Below are 19,570 nucleotides of genomic sequence, written 5' to 3' on the forward strand. Positions count from 1 at the left end.
CTCACGAACCTCCGACGAGAAGGCGCTTCAGGGCGGCGGGGTCATCGATCGGCGTGCCGGACTCGCGGGGGCCCGGCAGCCCCGTCGGGTACGGGCAGGGCGGCGCCGCGAGGCTGACGCACGGCGCGGCGACCTCGACGTAGCGGCCGTTGTCGGTGGCCGCAAAGATGTGCTGGAGCTTCGGCCCGGCCTCGCTCAGCACCGACGCGACCATTGCGGCGTTGCGTTCGACGCCGGAGGAGAACCGGGCCAGCCGGCCGATCACCTCCGCGAGCCGGTCGGCGTTGCCGGACAGCACGGCGTCCGACGTCCGGGCCGTCGCGGCGAGCTGCACCAGTGCCCGGTCGATCAGCCTGCGGTTGTCGGCGAACGCCTTGCTGAGGCTGACCAGGTCGTCGACGGCGACGCCGATCTGCTTGTCGCGGCGCGCTATCAGCGTGGTGACCGTCGCGTAGTCGTCGAGCATCTGGCCGAGCCTGGAACGCCGCGCGGCGATCGTGGACGACAGGCGGTCCACGTCCACGATGAGCCGTTCGATGCTTCCGGCGTTGCCGTCCAGGGCCTGGGCGAGCGACACGAGCACCTGGTTGACCTTCTTCGGGTCGATGCTGCGGGTGAGGGGGGCGAGCTGGGCGAGGAGTTCGCCGGCGTCCACGACCGAACGGGTCCGGGTGATGTGCGCGCCCGGCCGCATCCGCTCGGGGCTGGTGCCGGGGATCAGGTAGACGACCCTGCGGCCCATCGCGTCCCGCCAGCGGACGGCGGCCTCGCTGTCGGCGGGCACCCGTACCGAGTCGCGCACGGTCATCCGGACCCGCGCGCGGCCGTCCACGACCTCGATGCCGTCCACCCGGCCCACCGGGGCGCCGGCGATCTTCACCTCGTCGCCGGTGGTCAGGCCGCTTGCGTCGTCGAACGTCGCGGTCACCCGCCAGCCGCCGCCGACGTTCACGCGGGCGATCTGCAACCCGATGAACGCCGTCAGGACGCCGGTCACGAGCACGAACAGGGTGAGCCTCGTGAGCAGGGCGGCGCGGGCCCGTCCGCGTGCACTCGGCCGTCCCCGCAACCTCCGGGTTCGCCCGGCCATCTCAGCGCCCCCCGGCATCGGCGGGGCCGCACATGCCGCGGATCAGCGCGCACGGGTCGGTCGGCAGGAACAAGTGCGACTCCAGATAGTGCTTGCCGCCCGGCCCGGGGTGGCGGATCAGCTCCTGGTAGCGGGGCAGCAGACGGTTCGCGGTGCGGATCGAGCCGCCGAGCAGGCCGAGCTGGGAGTAGATGACCGCGGCGGCCCGCTCGCCCGAGCGGAACGCCTCGCCGAGCTGCCCGCCGCGCTTGTCGAACCCGTGTGAGACGAGCTCCGACAGCTCGGAGATCTGGTCGGCGAACGCGCCGAGCCGCCCGTGCCCGCCCCCGGCGGCGGTCTCGATCAGCGCGTTGGCGTCCGACCCGATGCCGACGATCTCGTCACCCGAGTTCGCCAGCGCCCCCGACAGGTCGGCCGCGTCACCGAGGAACCGGCGCGCGTTCACACGGTTCTTGTGCGCGACGTTCACCAGCACACCGGTCTGGTCGATGGTGGCGCGCAGGTCCCGGCCCCTGCCCTCCAGCCCCTGCGCGAGGGTGTGCACGACGGTGAACACCTCGCCGGGGTCGACCGCTCCGAGCTGCGTGTTCGCGTCGGCCAGCAGGTCCGACAGGTCGCGCGGACCGGACGTGCGGGCGATGTGCGCCCCCGGTGCCAGGTAGGGGCCTCCGGTCTCGTGCGCGCCCGGGACCAGGTCGACGAACTTCGGGCCGAACGCCGACGCCGGCTCGATCGACGCGGTGACGGAGTCGGGCACGCGCGTCCCCTCGTCCAGCCGGAGGGTCAGCCGCACCCGTCCGCCGCCGGTCAGCTCGACCTCGTCGACGGTCCCGACCGTCATGCCGCGCACCTTCACCGGCGCGCCCGTGCCGAGGCCCTGCCCCGCCCGGTCGAACTCCGCGGTCAGCACCGTCCCCTCGCGCTGGAACGGGCGCGCGACCAGCAGGTACAGGGCCATGGCCGTCACCAGCAGCGTCACCAGGCTGATCTGCAGCCGGCGGCGCACGGACAGCTCCTCGTTGATCATCCGGTCAGCCTCACGGTGGCGCCGCCGCCCCAGAACACGTAGGACAGCAGCAGGTTCAGGGCGACGATGACGATGATGGACAGCCGGATCGCGCGGCCCGCCGCCCGGCCGACCCCGGCGGGCCCGCCGGTGGCGTAGTAGCCGTAGAAGCAGTGGATGGAGATCACCGCGAAGGCGAACACCGCGACCTTGATCGAGCTGTAGACGAGGTCGATCGTCGGCAGGTACAGCCGGAAGTAGTAGTCGTACACGCCCGGCGCCAGGTCGAAGAACTGCGTGCTGATCAGCCGGGTGGAGAAGAAGCTGGCGAACAGCGCGATCAGGTACAGCGGGACGAGCGCGATCAGCGCCGCCACCACCCGCGTGCACACCAGGTACGCGAACGAGGGGATGCCCATCACCTCGAGGGCGTCGATCTCCTCGGAGATCCGCATCGCGCCGAGTTCGGCGGTGAACGCCGACCCGCACTGCGCCGCCAGCGCCGTCGCCGCGATGACCGGGGTGATCTCGCGGACGTTCGCGAACGAGCCGACCAGCCCCATGAACGACTCCGCGCCGATCGACTCCAGCCCGGTGTAGCCCTGCAGCCCGACCTCGGTCCCGACGAAGAACGCCATGGTGAAGATGACGAAGATCATTCCGCCGCCCACGACGGTCGCGCCCGCGCCGACCACGATGTCGCTGACGTGCCGGGCGACGGTCTTGGCGTACTTGCGCCGCCAGAGCAGGTCGCGTGCCGAGTACAGCAGGATCCGGTGGACGAAGACCGGCCACTGCGCGAGGTCGCCCATGCGCTGCGCGAGGTCGCCCGTCCGCCGCACTCCGCCGGTGACGGTGGCCATGGCGCGCGTGCCCGCGCGTCCGGCGATGATCGGCCCGGCCATCAGATCTTCGGGGGGAACGCGACGAAGTACACGGTGGTGATGACGTAGTTGAGGGCGAACACCAGCATGAACGCGACCACGATCGCGCGGTTCACCGCGCGGCCGACCCCGACCGGGCTGGCCGCGCAGTTCATCCCCATGTAGCAGGCCACGATCGCGGCGATCAGGCCGAACAGCCACGACTTCAGCAGCGTCACCAGCAGGTCCGACACCTGCAGCAGCGACAGCGCGCCGTCGAAGTAGGCGCCCGGCGTCACGTCCTGCAGCAGCACGTTGAACACGAACCCGCCCGTCGCCCCGGACACGATGACGAGCGAGGCGAGGAGCGAGGCGATCAGGCTGGACGCCCACAGCCGCGGCGTGACCAGCCGGTGCACGGGGTTGACGGCCATCGTCTCCATCGCCGACAGCTCGTCGCGGATCCGGCGCGCCCCCATGTCGGCGGTCATGGCGGAGCCGCCGGCGCCCGCGATGATCAGCGCGGCGGCGATCGGGGCGACCTCGCGCACGAGCCCGACGACGACAGCGCCCCCGGTGGCCGACTGCGCCCCGAGCTGCGCGGCGAGCTGCCCCACCTGGAGCGCCACCGTCGCGCCGAGCGGCAGCGACACGAGGATCACCGGCAGGCTCGTGACCCGCGCGAGGAACCAGGCCTGTTCGGCGAACTCCCAGAACCACGTCCGCACGTCCCATGTGCGCCGCAGTCCCTCCAACGCGATCACGAAGAGCTCGCCGACCTCGTTGAGCAGCCCGTGGACCCTGCCCGGCAGGTATGCGACGGCCACGACGATCACCTCCCCAGCCGAATGCAGGGGGACTCTAACCCATATTGGCGCACCGCCAACAGTGCTCCGCACGAGTTATTGTCAGATCGCCAATAGGTGTTCTACGATCGCGGTCGACCGCGGGTTTCAGCCGCGGATGTAGCCGATGACGAGTTCGGCGAGTTCGTCGACCATGCGCTCGTGGGGGATGGGCGGCCGGTCCAGGACGTACTTGATGGAGAGCATGCCGACGGTCTCGGCGAGGATCCACAGCGTCGCGTCCACGTCGAGGTCGTCCCGGAACGCCTCGCGGTTGAGCAGGAGGTAGACGCGGACCAGATCGGTCAGGCGCCGCTGGAGCGCCGCGAGCTTGTCGAAGGGGCCGAGCCGCGGGATCTGCTCGACGATGATCCGCAGCAGGTCGGCATGCTCCTCGAACAGCCGGATCTGGACGTCGAGCAGCGCGCGGCCGGCGACCTCCCACGGCTCGGACATGGTCGCCTCGATCTGGGTGCCGAGCTGGTCGGCGAGGTGGTCGGCGAACCGGTCCAGCACCGCGACGACGATCGCGTCCTTGTTCGGGAAGTACTGGTAGAGCGATCCGTTGCTGACGCCGGCCGCGCGGGCGATCCGGTTGGTGGAGGCGCCGTCGTAGCCGCGTTCGGCCAGGACGCGGGTGGCGGCGTCCAGGATGCGCTCGACCGTCCGGCGGGACCGGTCCTGGCGCGGAGTCCTGCGCGGCGAAACCCCTGGAGAACGGGCCATCGGCCGGTCCTTCCTCGAACGCGACCTGTAAGCAACTGCTTATTCAGGTTACCGTACGCGGTGGTCTCCACGGGCTAAGGCGAAATCCGGAGATAAGCGGAAAGTGACCATCCGGCCACGCCGCAGGATCTACGATTTCCCCATCCCCCGAACCGTGCGCAAGGTGCGCACTACAAGGAGATGTCTCCCTGTGAAGTTCAGCTACGCCATGCTCCCCGATTACCCGCTCTCGGAGTCGCTGGCCTCCATCCAGCTCGCCGACCAGCTCGGCTTCCACGCCGTGTACGCGGCCGACGAGCCGTGGCACAAGGACCTGTGGCTGCTGTTCGCCGCCGCCGCGGCCGGCACCTCGCAGATCCGCCTCGGCCCGTCGGTGTCGGCGGTGACCCTCCGCGAACCGTCCTTGATCGCCCAGGCCGCCGCGACGCTGGACGAGCTCACCGGCGGCCGCGCCGAGGTCGTCCTCGGCAGCGGCAACTTCGGTGTCCTCGCCCAGTACAAGATCGACTGGGCGAAGACCAAGCCGCTCACCCGGGTGAAGGAGGCCGTCGCGGTCGTCCGGACCCTGCTGGACGAGGGCGCCATCACCCGCGACGGCGAGTTCTACTCCTACGAGGGCCTGTTCACCTTCGCCCGCCCCGTCCAGGAGCACCTCCCGGTCAAGATCGGCGCGATGCGCGGGCCGAAGTCGTTCGAGGCGGCCGGTGAGCTGTCCGACGGCGTGCACCACGCGCTCAGCTACTCGCGCGGCGCCTACGAGTACGCGGTCGAGCACTTCAAGGCGGGCGCCGAGCGCGCGGGCAAGGACTGGCGGACGCTCGACATCGGCGCCTGGGTCGTGTTCGCGGTCGGACCCGACTCGGCCGCGGCCAAGGAGGCGGCCCGCAGCATGGTCGGCCTGTACGCGTCCGCGATGCCGGCCGAGCAGCTGGAGCGCAACGGCGTCGACCCGGCGGACATGGCCCCGATCATCCAGGCCATCGGCGCCGGCGACCTGGCCAAGGCCATCGAGCTGACCACGCCCGAGATCACCGAGAAGCTGTCCCTGGCCGGCACCCCCGACGAGGTCCGCGCCAAGATCGAGAGCGAGATCGCGCCGACCGGCGTCAACCACATGATCTGCGCGATCACCGACCCCGGCCTGGTGAAGTCCTTCACCGGCCGCGACCTCACCGGCGTCCCGGACGTGGACGGCCAGCTCCGCCTGATCCACGAGCACCTGATGCCCGCGTTCAAGTAGGGCCCGGTCGGGCCGTCCCCGAGGACGAGCGAGGGCCGGGCGCCCGGCTGAGCGCCCGGCCCTCCGCCATCGGGCGGACGGTCACCTCACCGCTGGTCCAGGCGGGCCTCGATGGCCTCGATGATCCGCGGGCGCAGTTCCGCGGCGCGGACGACGGCGTCGACGGAGCCGACCTCGACCGCGCGCCGGATGTCGTGGACGCGGTCGAACTCCGCGGCCACCTCCCCGAGCTTCTCCGCGCGGACCGACGCGCGGAGCTCGTCGAGCTCGGCGGTCAGCGCGGCGCGGTCGGCGCCGGAGGTGGGCGCGACGCGGGCCTCCAGGTCGCGCACGCGCGGATCGGCCGCGGTGCGGGCGTTGACGTCGCCGGAGAACACGACGGCGGCGGCGGGCGCGCCGCCGAGCACCGACGCGAACGAGCCCTCCAGCGCGAGCACGGTCATGTTCGGGTTCAGCGCCTTGGAGAACACGACGAACGCGCCGCCGTGGTAGCGCGAGATCACGCAGAACACGATGGGCCCGCGGAAGTTGACGATCGCGCGGCCGATCTCGGCGCCGTACTCCAGCTGCAGCTTCCGCATCGACTCCGGCGAGCCGTCGAAGCCCGACAGGTTCGCCAGCACCACCAGCGGCCGGTTGCCGCTGGCCGCGTTGATCGCCCGCGCGGCCTTCTTCGACGACTGCGGGAACAGCGTGCCCGCGGTGTAGGTGTCCGGGCCGTCGGTGGGCGGGAAGCCGCGCCGCGGCACCGCCCGCGACTCGATGCCGAGCAGGCACACCGGCATGCCGCCCAGATGCACGTCCTGCACCGCCGCGGTGTCGGCGTCGGCCATGCCCGCCCAGCGCTCCAGGACCGGGTGGTCCTGGTCGGACAGCGCCCGCATCACGGTCCGGATGTCGAACGGCTTCTTGCGGTCCGGGTTGGCCTCGGCGGAGAAGATCTCCCCGACGGTGGTGAAGTCGCTGCCCTCCACGGCGTGCGGGAAGTCGGAGACGTCCCGGTCGACCGGGTCGGACGTCCGCGCGCGGCGCGGCGCCTCCTCGCCTGGCGCGACGTACGTGTGGTCGTAGTGCGACATCAGCACGTCCCGCGCCGCGACCAGGTTCGGCGCCCAGTACTGCGCCTGCCCGTTCGGGCCCATCACCCGGTCGTAGCCGCCGATGCCGAAGTTGTCCTCGGCCGACACGCCGCCGGAGAAGTCGAGCGACTGCTTGCCGGTGAGCACCATCGCCGAGTCCGGCGTCATCACCAGGATGCCCTTGGTGTGCATGAGCATCGTCGCCTCGGCGTTCCAGTACGGCTGCGCGCCGACGTTGATGCCCGCGACCACGATGTTGATCTCGCCGCCGTCCTGGGTGAACTCGACGATCCGCTTGAGCGCCGCCGCCACCCAGTCCATGTTCTCCGTGCCCGACTCCATGGAGATCCGGGCCCCGGCGGACAGCGCGTACCACTCGACCGGCACCCGCATCCGCTCCGCCAGGTCCAGCGCGGCGATGACGCGGCGGCACTCCGGCTCCGACAGTGCGCCGAGCGACTTCGTCGGATCGCCGAGCAGCACGACCCTGGTGACGCCCCGCGGATGCCGCCGGGTCGTCGTGGTGACGACGCCCGCGACGATCGCCGCGGTGTTGCGTCCCCGCGGCCGGTCGACCGGCACCAGGACGTGGTTCCCCGCTTCGTCGACGTCGAGGTCGTGCTCGGTGAAGCGGCCGAGCATGCCGGTCAGCTCGTACGGGTACACCGTGTTGCGGCTGCTCGCGCGCAGCACCTTCTGCCGGTAGTCGTCGAGCGGCTCCACCGGCTCGTCCGACGGCTCCCCGACCGTCAGCTCGGTACCGCCCGCGGCGTCGTAGGAGACCCGCACGGCGATCTTGAACAGCTCGCCGGTCCCCGGGTCGCGCTGCCGCCCGATGAGCAGGATCTCCTCCAGCCCGGCGCCCGCGGTCGTCGGCACCACGCGCGCGGCGATCCGCTCCAGCTCCGTGCGGGTGAGGCCGCTCGGCGGCCAGACGTAGATCACGATCCGGTTGGTGTTGAAGCGGTTCTTCGACGGCCGCCGCGCCTGCGCGCGGCGGATCGAGTCGACGCAGGAGGCGATGGTGTACTCGGCCGTCGGCAGCGTGAGCAGCCTGCCGTCCTGCTCCCGCAGTTCGGTGAGGTCGCGCACCTGCGCGAACGCGACGAGGCGGTCGTCGGACGGGTTGTCGCGCGCCACGCACTGGAAGAGGTAGACCTCCTCGTCCGAGGACGGCAGCCGGGTGAGGTCGAACTTGCTCAGCCGCTCCATCTGCATCCGCTGCGCGATGTGCGGGTGCAGGCCGCGGATCAGCCGCTCCTCCGCCATCGCGCCGCCCGACGGGCGGAACGTGAAGTGGTGGTGCATCACCGCGCCGCGGCTGCCCGCGACGGTGGCGGTGAGCCTGCGGACCCGGTCCGGCAGCGGGTGCGCGTTGACGACCCCCTGCAGCGCGGCCGCCATCGCCGCGAAGTCCTCCGGCTGGTTCTCCCAGGCGAGATAGACGTCGGCGTCGATGTCCCGGTCGCCGACCGCCAGCTCCGCGAGCCCGCGCAGCGCGCCGCCCAGCGCGTCGAAGCTCACCGCCGAGGAGACCAGGCACGAGCCGGCGCGCTCGGCGACCACGAACGTGCAGCCCGCGACCTCGCTGGTGCGGACGCCGGTGAGGCCCTTGTTGCCGTAGTACCGCCGGGTCAGCACCTCCAGCATGACCGCGTTGTCGCGCCCGCGGTCGTCGCGCCCGCCGCGGATGAGCCGCTGGCCGAGCAGCCGCACCAGCGGCTCGGTGCTGCGCACCATCTCGGCGATGCGCTCCGCGCGGTCGGGCGCGTCCGGGTGCGCGTCCAGGTGGCGCAGGTGCCTGCGGACGTCGGCGTAGACGCGGGCGCGGTTGCGCCGCAGCAGCGGCTGGGCGTACCAGGCGAACACCACGCCGCACGCGAGGTCGTAGACGACGGGGAAGCGGACCTGGGTCGCGGCCACCAGCCGCTCCAGCGCGAGACCGGCGGGCTCGCGCAGCGACTCCTCCGGCGGCGGCTCCCGCAGCCACGCGCGCAGCAGCGTCGTGACGACCGCGGCGTCGGCGGACGCGCGCTGCTGGGCGAGGAAGATCCGGAACACCGCGGATTCGAGTTCGGGGGAGCGGTCCAGCTCGGTGACCCCGTAGTGGCCGAGGGCCTTGGCGAGCCCGGCCTGGAACGCCTCCGGCAGCCCGGCCCGCTCGACGTCGAGGCTCTGCAGGTAGGTGTGGAAATGCTCACGGGCGCTGTGCACGTGGCCGTTCCCGCCGCCGTCCCCGCCGTCGTCGCCGCCCGCCGGGCGGTTGCGGCTCAGCTCGGCGAGATCGGCGAACACGTCGATGAGTTCGAGTTCCTCGGCCAGCGGCCAGTGGCCGTCCGCGATGGCGGCCCGGCGTGTGACGAGGTAGTCGTCGAGGACGCGGCGTCCGTCCTGCGGGTCGACGTCGTAACCCAGGAGCAGGCTGCGCAGGTCCTCCTGGCCGCGGCGGGCGCGTTCGCGCGCCGGGACCGTCTTGGGCGCGGCCGGCAGGTCCAGTTCGACGGACTCGGCGGCCGCGGTGTCGTCGGCCTCCTCGTCGTCGGCGAGCGGCTCCAGCCGCAGCAGCGGCGCACCGGTCTCCACCTGGCTGCCCACGGCGACGGCGCATTCCTTCAGCCGCGCCTTGAACGGCGCCCGCAGCACCGTCTCCATCTTCATGCTCTCCAGCACCAGGACCGGCGCCCCCGCCTCGACCTCGGCGCCGACCTTCAGCGGCGTCGCGACGACCAGCGCGGGCGCGGGCGAGCGGACGACGCCGCCCTCGTCCCGGCTGACCCGGTGCGCCACACCGTCCACCTCGACCATGTGGATCGGCCCGTGCGTGCCGGTGAGCAGGTGGTACCGGGCGCCGTTGACGACGATCTGCCCGGTGTGCCGGTCGAAGCGTTCGAGTTCGACGTCGGCGGTGCGGGCCGTGCCGCCCGCGCCGTCCCCGGCCTCGACGCCGACGCGGAACCGGTGCGCGCCCGTCCGCGCGACGCGCACGCGGTAGCCGGCGCCGCGCAGCTTGAGCTCCAGCGGCCGGCCGCTCTCGTGCTGCACCTGCGGGCGCCCGCCGAACGCCGTGGACAGCAGCCGCTGCCGCTCGGCGCGCTCCTCCTCCTCGTACGCCTCGATGGCGGCGGCCGCCAGCGCGACGGCGGAGTGCCGGTGCGAGACGAGCCGGCCCTCGCCGCGGACCCGGTCGATCCAGCCGGTGTCGGCGCTCGCGTCGATCACCTCGGGCTGGTCGAGCAGGTCGAGCACGAAGCTCTTGTTCGTCGCGCCGCCCTCGATGATCACACCGGTCTGCGCCATCGCCCGGCGCAGCCTGCCGAGCGCCTCGTCGCGGTCCCGGCCGTAGGCGATGATCTTCGCGATCATCGAGTCGAAGTCGGCGGGGATGGTGTCGCCCTCCCGGACGCCGGTGTCCACCCGGATGCCCGGCCCGGCGGGCAGGTCCAGCCGCGCGATGCGGCCCGGGGAGGGCGCGAAGTCGCGGTCGGGGTCCTCGGCGTTCAGCCGGGCCTCGACGGCGTGCCCGCGCTCCACCGGCGGCGCGCCTTCGAGCCGGCCGCCGGAGGCCACCAGCAGCTGCGCCTTGACCAGGTCGAACCCGGTGGTGGCCTCGGTGATCGGGTGCTCGACCTGCAGCCGGGTGTTGACCTCCAGGAACGCGAACAGCTCGTCGCCGGGGTGATAGAGGAACTCGACGGTCGCCGCGCCGCGGTACCCGACCGCGACGGCCAGCCGTTCCGCGGACGCCTTCAACTCGGCCGCCTGCTCAGGGCCGAGCACCGGCGACGCCGACTCCTCGATGACCTTCTGGTTGCGCCGCTGCACCGAGCAGTCTCGGACGCCGAGCGCCCACGCCGTCCCCTCGCCGTCGGCGATCACCTGCACCTCGACGTGCCGGGCGCCGGTGACCAGGCGCTCCAGGAACACGACGCCGCTGCCGAACGCCCGCGCCGCCTCCTGGCTGGTGCGCTCGTAGGCGTCGGCGAGTTCGTCATCGCCGGTGACCACGCGGATGCCGCGCCCGCCGCCGCCGGCGGTCGCCTTCAGCATCAGCGGATAGCCGATCTCGGCCGCCGCCGCGAGCGCGGCGTCCAGCGTCTCGACCGCGCCGCGGCTCCACGGCGCGACGGGCACGCCGACCTCTTCGGCGAGGAGCTTCGCGCCGATCTTGTCGCCGAGTTTGCGCATCGCCTCCGCGCTCGGCCCGACGAAGGTGACGCCGACCTTCTCGCACAGTTCCGCGAACGCCGGGTCCTCCGCGACGAAGCCCCAGCCGACCCAGGCGGCGTCGGCCCCCGTCTCCACAAGAGCGCGCTCCAGCACCTCTAGGTCGAGGTAGGGGCGCGCGGCGGCGGGACCGAGGTCGTAGGCAATGTCGGCCTCGCGCACGAATGTGGCGGTGCGGTCGACGTCGGTGTGCAGGGCGACGGTCTCGATCCGCGTCCCGGTCTCCGCGGCGATGTCCCGTACGGCGTGGATGAGCCGCATGGCGGCCTCACCACGATTGACGATGGCGACACGACTGAACACCCGGCCGAACCTTCCTGTACCGACTATGTGCAAGCCGCGAACGGCGGCCCCCCGCAGGTGCTCACTTTTCCGTCTCCCGGGCCCGGGCGCCATGTCGCTGACAGCGCACGCTGGACGCCGCAAGTTGTGGGAAACCTGCAAAACCGTCCGGACCATCCGGCCGGGCCGAGCATGATCGATGAGTTTTCGCGGCGCGGCCGGTCTACCCCGCCATGACAACGACACCTGAAGCCGCAGACTTGAAGCCGCACCACGGACCCGCGACCGAGCCCGGGGGTGTGATGACCGGCCGGCGCCCCGAGCGCCGCGGGACGCCCGCCGTCGTCCGGTTGCTGGTGCTCGCGACGTTCGTGGTCATCCTCAACGAAACGATCATGATCAACGCGATTCCGCGGTTGATGACGGACCTGAACATCACCGAGCAGGCCGCGCAGTGGCTCTCGACCGCATTCATGCTGACCATGGCCGCGGTGATCCCGGTGACCGGCTGGTTCCTCCAGCGCGTCACCACCCGCCGCGCCTACGCCACGGCGATGGGCGTCTTCCTCGCCGGCACGGCGCTGGCGACGGTCGCGCCGGTCTTCGAAGTGCTGCTGGTCGCGCGGGTCGTCCAGGCCGCCGGCACCGCGGTGATGATGCCGCTGCTGATGACGACCCTGATGACCGTCGTGCCGGAGCGGGACCGCGGCCGCGTGATGGGCGTCGTGACCATGGCGATCTCGGTCGCGCCCGCGATGGGCCCGACGGTCTCGGGCCTGATCCTGCAGCTCGGCTCGTGGCGGCTGCTGTTCGCGGCGGTGCTGCCGATCGCGGCCGTGATCACCTGGCGGGGACTGGCGCAGCTGGAGAACGTCGGGGAACCGCAGCTCAGCACCATCGACTGGTTCAGCGTCGGCGCCGCGGCCGCCGGGTTCGGCTCCCTAGTGTACGGGCTGAGCCGGTTCGGCGAGGGCGGCACGGCGGTCCCCGCGGTGATCGTCCTGGCCGGGCTGGTCATGATCGCGGCCTTCGCGGTCCGCCAGCTCCGGCTGCAGCGCCGCGACGTCCCCCTGCTGGACCTGCGCGTCTTCCGGCACCGCACCTACGCGCTGTCCCTGCTGCTGATGTCGCTCGGCTTCATGGCGATGCTGGGCTCGATGATCCTGCTGCCGATCTACCTGCAGAGCCTGCGCGGCCTCAGCCCGCTGGAGACCGGGCTGCTGGTGATGCCCGGCGGGCTGGCGATGGGGCTGCTCGGCCCGGCCGTGGGCAGGGTCTTCGACCGCTTCGGCGCCCGGGTGCTGATCATTCCCGGGTCGGCCGGCATCGTGGCCGCGCTGGCCGGCCTCACCCAGATCTCGATGACGATGCCGTACTGGCAGGTGCTCGGCCTGCACGCGCTGCTCATGGTCTCGCTGGCCGCGACGTTCACCCCGGTGTTCACCCTCGGCCTCGGCGCCCTGCCGGAGCGGCTGTACTCCCACGGCAGCTCGATGCTGGGCACCCTCCAGCAGGTCGCGTCGGCCTTCGGCACGGCGCTGGTGGTGACCGTGATGGCCGGCCGGGCGGAGACCCGGATCGCCGGCGGCGTCACCGAGACCCTGGCCCGGCTGGACGGGATGCGGTTGGCGTTCGTCATCAGCGCCGCACTGGCCCTCGCGATGCTCGGGATCGCCTTCCTGCTGCCCGGCCGGCCGGCCGCCGCCGGGGAGCCCGAGGTCCTGGACGTCCCCCTGGCCGCCGATGACCTGGACGACGAGCTGGAGAAGGCCGGCCTGGCCCTCGAACCGGTCTGCTGAACGGCCCGGAGACAGCCCGGACGGCGGGCCGGAGGTGAGCTCGGCGCTCGCCCCGGCCCGCCGTCGCCGTCTCCGTTGCCGTCAGGCGAGGGTGACGGTGACCGGCATCTCCTTGACGCCGTTGACGAAGTTGGAGCGGACGCGGCGGATCTCCCCGGCCAGGCGGATGTCGGCCAGCCTCGGCAGCAGCTCCTCGAACATGATGCGTATCTCCAGGCGCGCGAGGGCGTTGCCCAGGCAGAAGTGCGGGCTGCCCTTGCCGAAGGTGATGTGGTCGTTCGGGGTGCGGGCGACGTCGAAGCGGTACGGGTCGGCGAAGACCTCCTCGTCGCGGTTGCCGGACGGGAACCACAGCACGACCTTGTCGCCGTCCTTGATCTGCTTGCCGCCGAGTTCCACGTCGCGGGTGGCGGTCCGGCGGAAGTGGTAGACGGGCGAGGCCCAGCGCAGGAACTCCTCCACCGCGGTGGGCATCAGGTCGAGGTCCGCGCGCAGCCGCTCGGCTTCGGCGGGGTGGTCGATGAGGGCTTTCATCGAGTGGGTGATGGCGTGCCGGGTGGTCTCGTTGCCCGCGACGACGAGCAGCAGGAAGTAGTTGTCGAAGTCGCGGTCCGACAGCGGCTCGCCGTCGCCGGGGACCTGGTTGACCAGCTTGCTGATCAGGTCGGTGCCGTTCCCGCCGCGCCGCCGGGCGCCCAGCTCCCGGCCGTACTCGAAGACCTCCAGCGAGGCGGGGCTGCGGAACGGCAGGTCGCGGTACTGCTCGCTCTCCGCGCTGTGCAGCAGGACGTCGGCGTAGTCGGGGTCGGTGTTGGCGATGATCCGGTTGCCCCAGTCGATGAGCCGCTCGGTGTCGTCGTCCGGGACGTCCAGCATCCGTGCCAGCACGTTGATCGGGAAGTCGGCCGAGACCTCCTTGACGAAGTCGAAGGTGCCCTTGGCCAGGGCGGCGTCCAGCGTGCGGGCGGTCAGGCCGCGCAGGAACGTGGCGTAGCCCGCGACGGCCCTGGGGGTGAACTCGCGTTGCAGCAGGCGCCGCAGCGCCATGTGCCGGGGCCCGTCGGTCTCCAGCATGGAGCGGCGGATGGCGGCCTGGCGTTCGTCCACCTCCTCCAGGTTGACGAAGCGGGTGGAGGTGAAGGTGGCGGCGTCCCGGTCCACCGCCACGATGTCGGCGTGGCGGGTGAGGGCCCAGAAACCGCTGCCGCCGTCGGTCTCGGGGTTCCAGTGCACCGGGTCGCTGCGGCGCAGTTCGTCGAACATCCGCCACGGCGTCCGGCCGTCCATGAAGTTGTCGAGGTCGGCGAGGTCGACCGGGAGGGTGTCGGTGGGCACGGCTGTCTCCTTACAGTTTGCGGGCGTACTCGCGGAACTCCCAGTCGGTGACGTGCCGCTGGAACCGGGCGACCTCGTCCCGCTTGTAGGCCAGGTAGGAGCCGACGAACCGCTCGCCGAGCACGCCGGCGAGGTCGTCGTCGCCGGCCAGGGCGTCGAGCGCGGCGGTCAGGGTGCCGGGCAGCCGGGCGGCCTTGGCGGTGTCGTAGCCGTAGCCCTCCAGCGGCGGCGGCGCGGTGAGCTTGTCGCGGATGCCCAGGTAGGCGGCGGTGACGAGGGCCGCGATGCCGAGGTAGGGGTTGGCGCCGGCGTCGCCGAGCCGGACCTCCAGGCGGGTGGCGCCGCCGCGCTCGGGGGGAACGCGCACCATGGCGCTGCGGTTGTCCAGCCCCCAGTCGATCAGCCAGGGGGCCAGCGTGTCGGGGCCGAAGCGCTTGTAGGAGTTGATCGACGGGTTGAAGATCGCGGTGAGTGCGGGGGCGTGCGCGATGATGCCGGCGATCGCGTGGTGCGCGGTCTGCGACAGCCCGTCGGAGCCCGCGTCCGGCCCGTCGAAGACGTTGCGGCCGGTCTCGTCCGTGCACGAGAGGTGGACGTGGAATCCCGAGCCGCCGTCGTCGTTGAAGGGCTTGGCCATGAATGTGGCCATCCGCCCCTCGATGCGGGCGAGGTCCTTGACGGCCGACTTCAGGCGGAAGGCGCGGTCGGCGGCGTCGAGGGCCCCGGAGTGTTCGAGGTTGATCTCGAACTGGCCGCAGGAGAACTCGTGGTTGCCCATGGTCACGCCGAGTCCGAAATCGCGCAGGTGCCGCAGGGTGCGCAGCAGGTGCCCGTCGGGGTCGCTCCTGCGGCCGACGGTGTAGACGTTGCCGGGGCCCTCGCCGTAGCGGCGCCATCCGTTCGGCGAGCCGGGGTCGGCTTCGCACAGGAAGTACTCCAGCTCCGGCCCGGCGACGGGGACGAGCCCGAGGTCGGCGAGCCGCCCGATGGCGCGCCGCAGGACCTCGCGGGGGCCCTCCGCGCAGGGCTCGCCGCCGTCCGGCTCGTACGCCTCGCCGAGACACTGCGCCACGCCCGGCTCCCAGGGAATCGCGGCCAGCGTGGACAGGTCGGGCCGGACGCAGATGTCGGGCAGGCCCGCGTCGATGCCGCCGGCGACGTCGACGACGTCGCCCTGCGGGGTGGTGTGGTAGACCGCGCGGCAGAAGGCGAGTCCGTGTTCCATCACGGCCGGCAGCCGGTCGACGAGGACGTCGCGGCCCCGGTCGACGCCGATCAGGTCGGGGTAGGAGACCCGGACCACGTCGATGCCGTCGGCCGTCAGCCGTTCCACCGCGTCGTGGACGTCCGCGGAGTGCTGTCCGGGCATTGAACTCCCCTCAGGACGGCGGGTTCGTTTGGGAGCAAACAATATGACCGGTGCTCTGGCCTGGCAAGAGTCAATCGCCACTCGGGTGGAACATTCCCTGCGAGGTGACAAGACCACCCGCCCGGGCATATCGTACGGACCCAAACGATTCAGAAGGAGGGGGCCATGGCACCGGTGCGGGGATTTCTGCATCCCAGGACGGCGACCGGCCGCTCGTCGCTGATCCCCAGTCCGCCCTGGTACTACTCCGGTGACCTGCTCACCGTGGAGTACCGGACCGACCCGGCGCGCGTCGCGGAGCTGCTCCCCGCCCCCCTCGGCCTCGCGTCCGAGGACCCCGGAGCGGTCGCGATCATCTGGGCCGACTGGCAGTCCTGCTCGGAGTCGGCGGACGAACTGCTCGACCCGGTGCGCGCCCAGTACAAGGAGTGCTTCGTCGTCGTGCGGTGCTCGTTCGAGGGCCGCACCTACAGCCGCTGCGTCTACATCTGGGTCGACAAGGACTTCGCCATCGCGCGGGGCCTGCACCAGGGCTACCCGAAGAAGCTGGGCTCGATCCACCAGACCCGCCCCCACCCGTACGGGCGGGCGGCGCCGCGCATCGGCGCGGGCGGCCGTTTCGGCGCGACCCTGGCCGCCGCCGACCGGCGGCTGGCCGAGGCGGTGGTCACGCTGCGCGAACCGTCCGCCGGCAACGGCTTCGTCAACGGCCATCCGATGGCCCACCACCGCTTCCTGCCGTCGATCGAGCCGGACGGGCCACCGGCGCTCAACGAGCTGATCGAGTCGGGCGCCGTCGGCTTCGAGGCCGGGCAGGCCTGGACGGGCGACGCCGACCTCCGGCTGTTCGCATCGCCCACCGAGGAGCTGGACCGCCTCGCGGTCGACGAGGTGATCGGCGCCTACTACCGCCAGGTCGGCGTCGTCTGGAACGGCGGCAGGCGGCTGTGGGAGGACGGCCCGGAAGGCTGACCCGGTGATCGTACGGTCTCAAATGACGGGTGGGCGGCGGTAGATTCGACTACACCCCACCCGTCGGGGCCGGGGATCCGCGCCCGGCGCCGGGGCCCGCGAGAGGACACATGTGACCGGCCACCACACACTGCGCGAGACCGAGCAGGCCATCCAGAGGCGGCTCGGCGACGTTCCCCTGCGCCACGACGCGATGATGGCGGTCTCCAACATCTACCGGGCCGCGGCCGCGATCCGGCAGCACTTCGAAAGCTCCGTGCTGCGCTCGGCGGACCTCACCTGGACGGCGTTCGTCGTGCTGTGGGTCGTGTGGATCTGGGACGAGATGGAGACCCGCCACGTCGCGGAGGAGGCCGGCATCTCCAAGGGCACCCTCACCGGGGTGGCCAAGACGCTTGAGGGGCGCGGGCTCATGGAGCGCGGCCCCCACGACACCGACGGCAGGCTGGTCGTCCTCCGGCTCACCGACAAGGGGCGGGAGCTGATGGACGAGCTGTTCCCGCAGTTCAACGCCGAGGAGGCGTTCGTCGTCAAGCGCCTCGACCAGGCCCAGAACAGGTCGCTGGCGGAGGTTCTCGGCACGATCGTCGAGCACCTGGAAAGCGAGGGCGACGAGCGCCGGACCACCCTGCGCGGCGACGCCCCCCTCCCACCCCGCCGCTCAGGCCGCCGCGCCCGCACCTGACCCTTCCCCCAGCCGCCCACTCCGACCGACCCCGCCTCATCACGTCGAGGCGGGGTCTTCGCGTTTCCGCGCGATGACGTCCTTCGGCGCTCTTGACAGATCGTTTGAACCCGAACATTCTGATGACCGTTTGGTCCCGAACGTTCATGGGTGCCGTGGAGAGGAGCGTTCATGGAGCGCAGCCCGCTGAGCCGTCGAGGACTGCTGAGGGGAGGAGCCGGCCTGGCCGTCGGCGTCGCGGCTCAGCCCCTGGCCAACGCGAACGCCTGGGCCGAAGACACGAATCCGTCGTCGGCGGCGGATCTTGTGCTGCACAACGGCCAGGTGCTGACCATGGAACGAGGGTTCCGCATCGTGTCCGCGTTGGCGGTCAAGGCGGGCCGGGTCGTCCACGCCGGCCCCGACGCCTCGGTGCGCCGCCTCATCGGCCGCCGCACGCAGGTCGTGAACCTGCGCGGACGCACGGTCCTGCCCGGCATCAACGACTCCCACCTGCACGGCCTGCGTACGGGGCTGGCCCTGCCGCCGTACACCGTCGATGTCGGCGAGCCCGCCGTCCGCTCCATCGCCGACGCCGTCGCCGCGGTCGCCGAGGCCGTGCGGCAGGCGGACGCGGGCGCGTGGATCCGCGGCAAGGGATGGAACGAGAACGCCTTCGCCGAAGGGCGCCCGCCCACCCGCCACGATCTGGACCCTGTCTCACCCGACCACCCGGTCGTCCTGCTCGACTGGTCGAACCACGTGCTTTGGGTGAACAGCAAGGCCCTGGAACTGGCCGGCGTCGACCGCGACACCCCCGACCCGAGCGGCGGCGTGGTGGTGCGGGACGCCTCGGGCGAACCGACCGGCCTCCTCCGCGAGACGGCCATGGACCTCGTGAACAGGCACGTCCCGCCCTACACCGAGAAGGAGCAGGCCGACGCCATCGACACCGCCGTCGCCCTGCTTCTGAGCCACGGCATCACCAGCTTCACCGAGCCGGGCATCGGCGCCGAAGCCCAGCGGATCTACGCGGACAAGGCCCGCCGCGGCGCGCTCGGCATCAGGGTCACGGCGCTGCTCAGCAGGCCCGACGACACGTACCCGACGTCCGCGGGGCACGTGCGCGAGATCCTCGGCGCCCACCGTCCGCCGGAGGACGTCGACCCCCGGTGGTTCAACATCACCGGGGTGAAACTGCGGGCGGACGGAGTCCCCATCTCAAGCCGCACCGCGTGGATGCGCGAGCCCTACACGGGCGGCGGACGGGGCGGCCTCGTCACCGACGGCGCGACCGATCAGGAGAAGGTCGCCGAGCTCACGGCCATGATCGGCCTCGTTCACCGCGCCGGTATGCAGGTGGGGACGCACGCCACGGGCGACGCCGCCATCGACGCCGTCGCCGCCGGGTACGCGCGGGCGCTCCGGCGGCGGTCGCGCGCCCACCCGCGGCACTACGTCATCCACGGCGACTTCGCCTGGCCCGAGACGCTGCGCGTCCTGGCGAAGCACGGCTGCGGGGTGAGTCTCAACCCGAACATCAAGCACCTGATCGCCGACTCCCAGCCGGACATCGTCGGGGCCGAGCGGGCGGCCTACCAGACGCCCTACCGGTCGGCCCTGCGCGCGGGCGCGGTGGTGACGAGCGCCTCCGACTCGCCGAACGTCGCACCGGACTGGCGCCAGGGGCTGGAGACCATGCTCCTGCGCGAGGGCGGCTCCGGCGAGGTCTCCGGCCCGGACGAGATCATCGGCGTGCGGGAGGCGCTGCACACCTACACCACCGGCGGAGCGTGGCAGGACCACGCGGACCGCTGGAAGGGCACGCTCGCGCGTGGCATGGCCGCCGACCTGTGCGTCCTCGAAGGCGCCTTGTTCGACGCGCGCGGACGGCTGACGCACGACGCGCACGCCATCACCGACGTCCCCGTCGCGCTCACCGTGGTCGGCGGCCGCATCGCCTACGACGCCGCCGACACGTCCCACCGCTCCGCCGCCGCCCGAGCCCGAGCGGTCGGCTGGGCCCGCCGCCCTGATCCCCGCCAGATGTGCGCGCACTGCTCGTGAAAGGGAGCT

General features: G+C 72.1%; 13 protein-coding genes. 5 read left to right on the top strand and 8 right to left on the bottom strand.

The annotated features are described in order from the left end of the window. Position 1: 1 nt before the first annotated feature. The 5 genes from AB0C35_RS12770 to AB0C35_RS12790 form a co-directional block, all read right to left on the bottom strand. On the bottom strand, positions 2-1,090 hold the full coding sequence (locus AB0C35_RS12770; protein ID WP_358454004.1) for an MCE family protein: 1,089 nt from the start codon (positions 1,088-1,090) through the stop codon (positions 2-4). 1 nt (position 1,091) lies between these two features. Then, positions 1,092-2,117 (bottom strand): MlaD family protein, encoded by a 1,026-nt coding sequence (locus AB0C35_RS12775; protein WP_358454006.1) that lies wholly within the window; start codon positions 2,115-2,117, stop codon positions 1,092-1,094. After that, entirely contained in the window at positions 2,114-3,001 is an 888-nt protein-coding gene (locus tag AB0C35_RS12780) for an ABC transporter permease (protein ID WP_358454009.1), read from the bottom strand. The genes AB0C35_RS12775 and AB0C35_RS12780 overlap by 4 nt, the downstream gene beginning before the upstream one ends. Beyond that, positions 3,001-3,786, bottom strand: a complete 786-nt coding sequence (locus AB0C35_RS12785) for an ABC transporter permease (protein ID WP_358454012.1) — start codon at positions 3,784-3,786, stop codon at positions 3,001-3,003. Before AB0C35_RS12785 ends, AB0C35_RS12780 begins: the two co-directional genes overlap by 1 nt. A 126-nt stretch (positions 3,787-3,912) precedes the next feature. Further along, positions 3,913-4,530 (bottom strand): TetR/AcrR family transcriptional regulator, encoded by a 618-nt coding sequence (locus AB0C35_RS12790; protein ID WP_358454015.1) that lies wholly within the window; start codon positions 4,528-4,530, stop codon positions 3,913-3,915. A 190-nt stretch (positions 4,531-4,720) separates the two neighbouring features. Between AB0C35_RS12790 and AB0C35_RS12795 the strand changes: the two genes are divergently transcribed. Further along, the gene (locus AB0C35_RS12795) at positions 4,721-5,770 is read left to right on the top strand and encodes an LLM class flavin-dependent oxidoreductase (RefSeq protein ID WP_358454018.1); all 1,050 of its coding nucleotides are present in this window, start codon (positions 4,721-4,723) and stop codon (positions 5,768-5,770) included. 86 nt (positions 5,771-5,856) lie between these two features. Here AB0C35_RS12795 and AB0C35_RS12800 read toward each other — a convergent pair whose 3' ends face one another. Then, positions 5,857-11,376: a carboxyl transferase domain-containing protein gene (locus AB0C35_RS12800; RefSeq protein WP_358454021.1), complete on the bottom strand. Its 5,520-nt coding sequence runs from the start codon at positions 11,374-11,376 to the stop codon at positions 5,857-5,859. 281 nt (positions 11,377-11,657) lie between these two features. Between AB0C35_RS12800 and AB0C35_RS12805 the strand changes: the two genes are divergently transcribed. After that, positions 11,658-13,154, top strand: a complete 1,497-nt coding sequence (locus tag AB0C35_RS12805; protein WP_358454024.1) for an MDR family MFS transporter — start codon at positions 11,658-11,660, stop codon at positions 13,152-13,154. A gap of 81 nt (positions 13,155-13,235) precedes the next feature. Here the strand turns inward: AB0C35_RS12805 and AB0C35_RS12810 are convergent, their stop codons facing one another. Together AB0C35_RS12810 and AB0C35_RS12815 are read right to left on the bottom strand one after the other, a co-directional pair. Beyond that, positions 13,236-14,489, bottom strand: coding sequence for a cytochrome P450 (locus AB0C35_RS12810; protein WP_358454027.1), 1,254 nt, complete (start codon positions 14,487-14,489; stop codon positions 13,236-13,238). 10 nt (positions 14,490-14,499) lie between these two features. Next, positions 14,500-15,858 (bottom strand): glutamine synthetase family protein, encoded by a 1,359-nt coding sequence (locus AB0C35_RS12815; RefSeq protein WP_358454029.1) that lies wholly within the window; start codon positions 15,856-15,858, stop codon positions 14,500-14,502. A 165-nt stretch (positions 15,859-16,023) separates the two neighbouring features. On the opposite strand from AB0C35_RS12815, the gene AB0C35_RS12820 reads away from it, so the two are divergent. The 3 genes from AB0C35_RS12820 to AB0C35_RS12830 all read left to right on the top strand — a co-directional run bounded on the left by AB0C35_RS12820 (position 16,024) and on the right by AB0C35_RS12830 (position 19,561). After that, positions 16,024-16,830 (top strand): acetoacetate decarboxylase family protein, encoded by an 807-nt coding sequence (locus AB0C35_RS12820; protein ID WP_358454032.1) that lies wholly within the window; start codon positions 16,024-16,026, stop codon positions 16,828-16,830. Positions 16,831-16,942: 112 nt separating this feature from the next. Further along, entirely contained in the window at positions 16,943-17,515 is a 573-nt protein-coding gene (locus AB0C35_RS12825; protein ID WP_358454035.1) for a MarR family transcriptional regulator, read from the top strand. 171 nt (positions 17,516-17,686) lie between these two features. Further along, positions 17,687-19,561, top strand: coding sequence for an amidohydrolase (locus tag AB0C35_RS12830; protein ID WP_358454038.1), 1,875 nt, complete (start codon positions 17,687-17,689; stop codon positions 19,559-19,561). Positions 19,562-19,570 lie beyond the last annotated feature (9 nt).

Source organism: Spirillospora sp. NPDC048819 (assembly GCF_040650055.1).
GTDB lineage: Bacteria > Actinomycetota > Actinomycetes > Streptosporangiales > Streptosporangiaceae > Spirillospora.

What these genes read in the sequence shown, in the direction of transcription:
- AB0C35_RS12770 (WP_358454004.1), bottom strand. Translation starts at nt 1,090, where the DNA reads ATGGCCGGGCGAACCCGGAGGTTGCGGGGACGGCCGAGTGCACGCGGA.
- AB0C35_RS12775 (WP_358454006.1), bottom strand. Translation starts at nt 2,117, where the DNA reads ATGATCAACGAGGAGCTGTCCGTGCGCCGCCGGCTGCAGATCAGCCTG.
- AB0C35_RS12780 (WP_358454009.1), bottom strand. Translation starts at nt 3,001, where the DNA reads ATGGCCGGGCCGATCATCGCCGGACGCGCGGGCACGCGCGCCATGGCC.
- AB0C35_RS12790 (WP_358454015.1), bottom strand. Translation starts at nt 4,530, where the DNA reads ATGGCCCGTTCTCCAGGGGTTTCGCCGCGCAGGACTCCGCGCCAGGAC.
- AB0C35_RS12805 (WP_358454024.1), top strand. Translation starts at nt 11,658, where the DNA reads ATGACCGGCCGGCGCCCCGAGCGCCGCGGGACGCCCGCCGTCGTCCGG.
- AB0C35_RS12815 (WP_358454029.1), bottom strand. Translation starts at nt 15,858, where the DNA reads ATGCCCGGACAGCACTCCGCGGACGTCCACGACGCGGTGGAACGGCTG.
- AB0C35_RS12820 (WP_358454032.1), top strand. Translation starts at nt 16,024, where the DNA reads ATGGCACCGGTGCGGGGATTTCTGCATCCCAGGACGGCGACCGGCCGC.
- AB0C35_RS12830 (WP_358454038.1), top strand. Translation starts at nt 17,687, where the DNA reads ATGGAGCGCAGCCCGCTGAGCCGTCGAGGACTGCTGAGGGGAGGAGCC.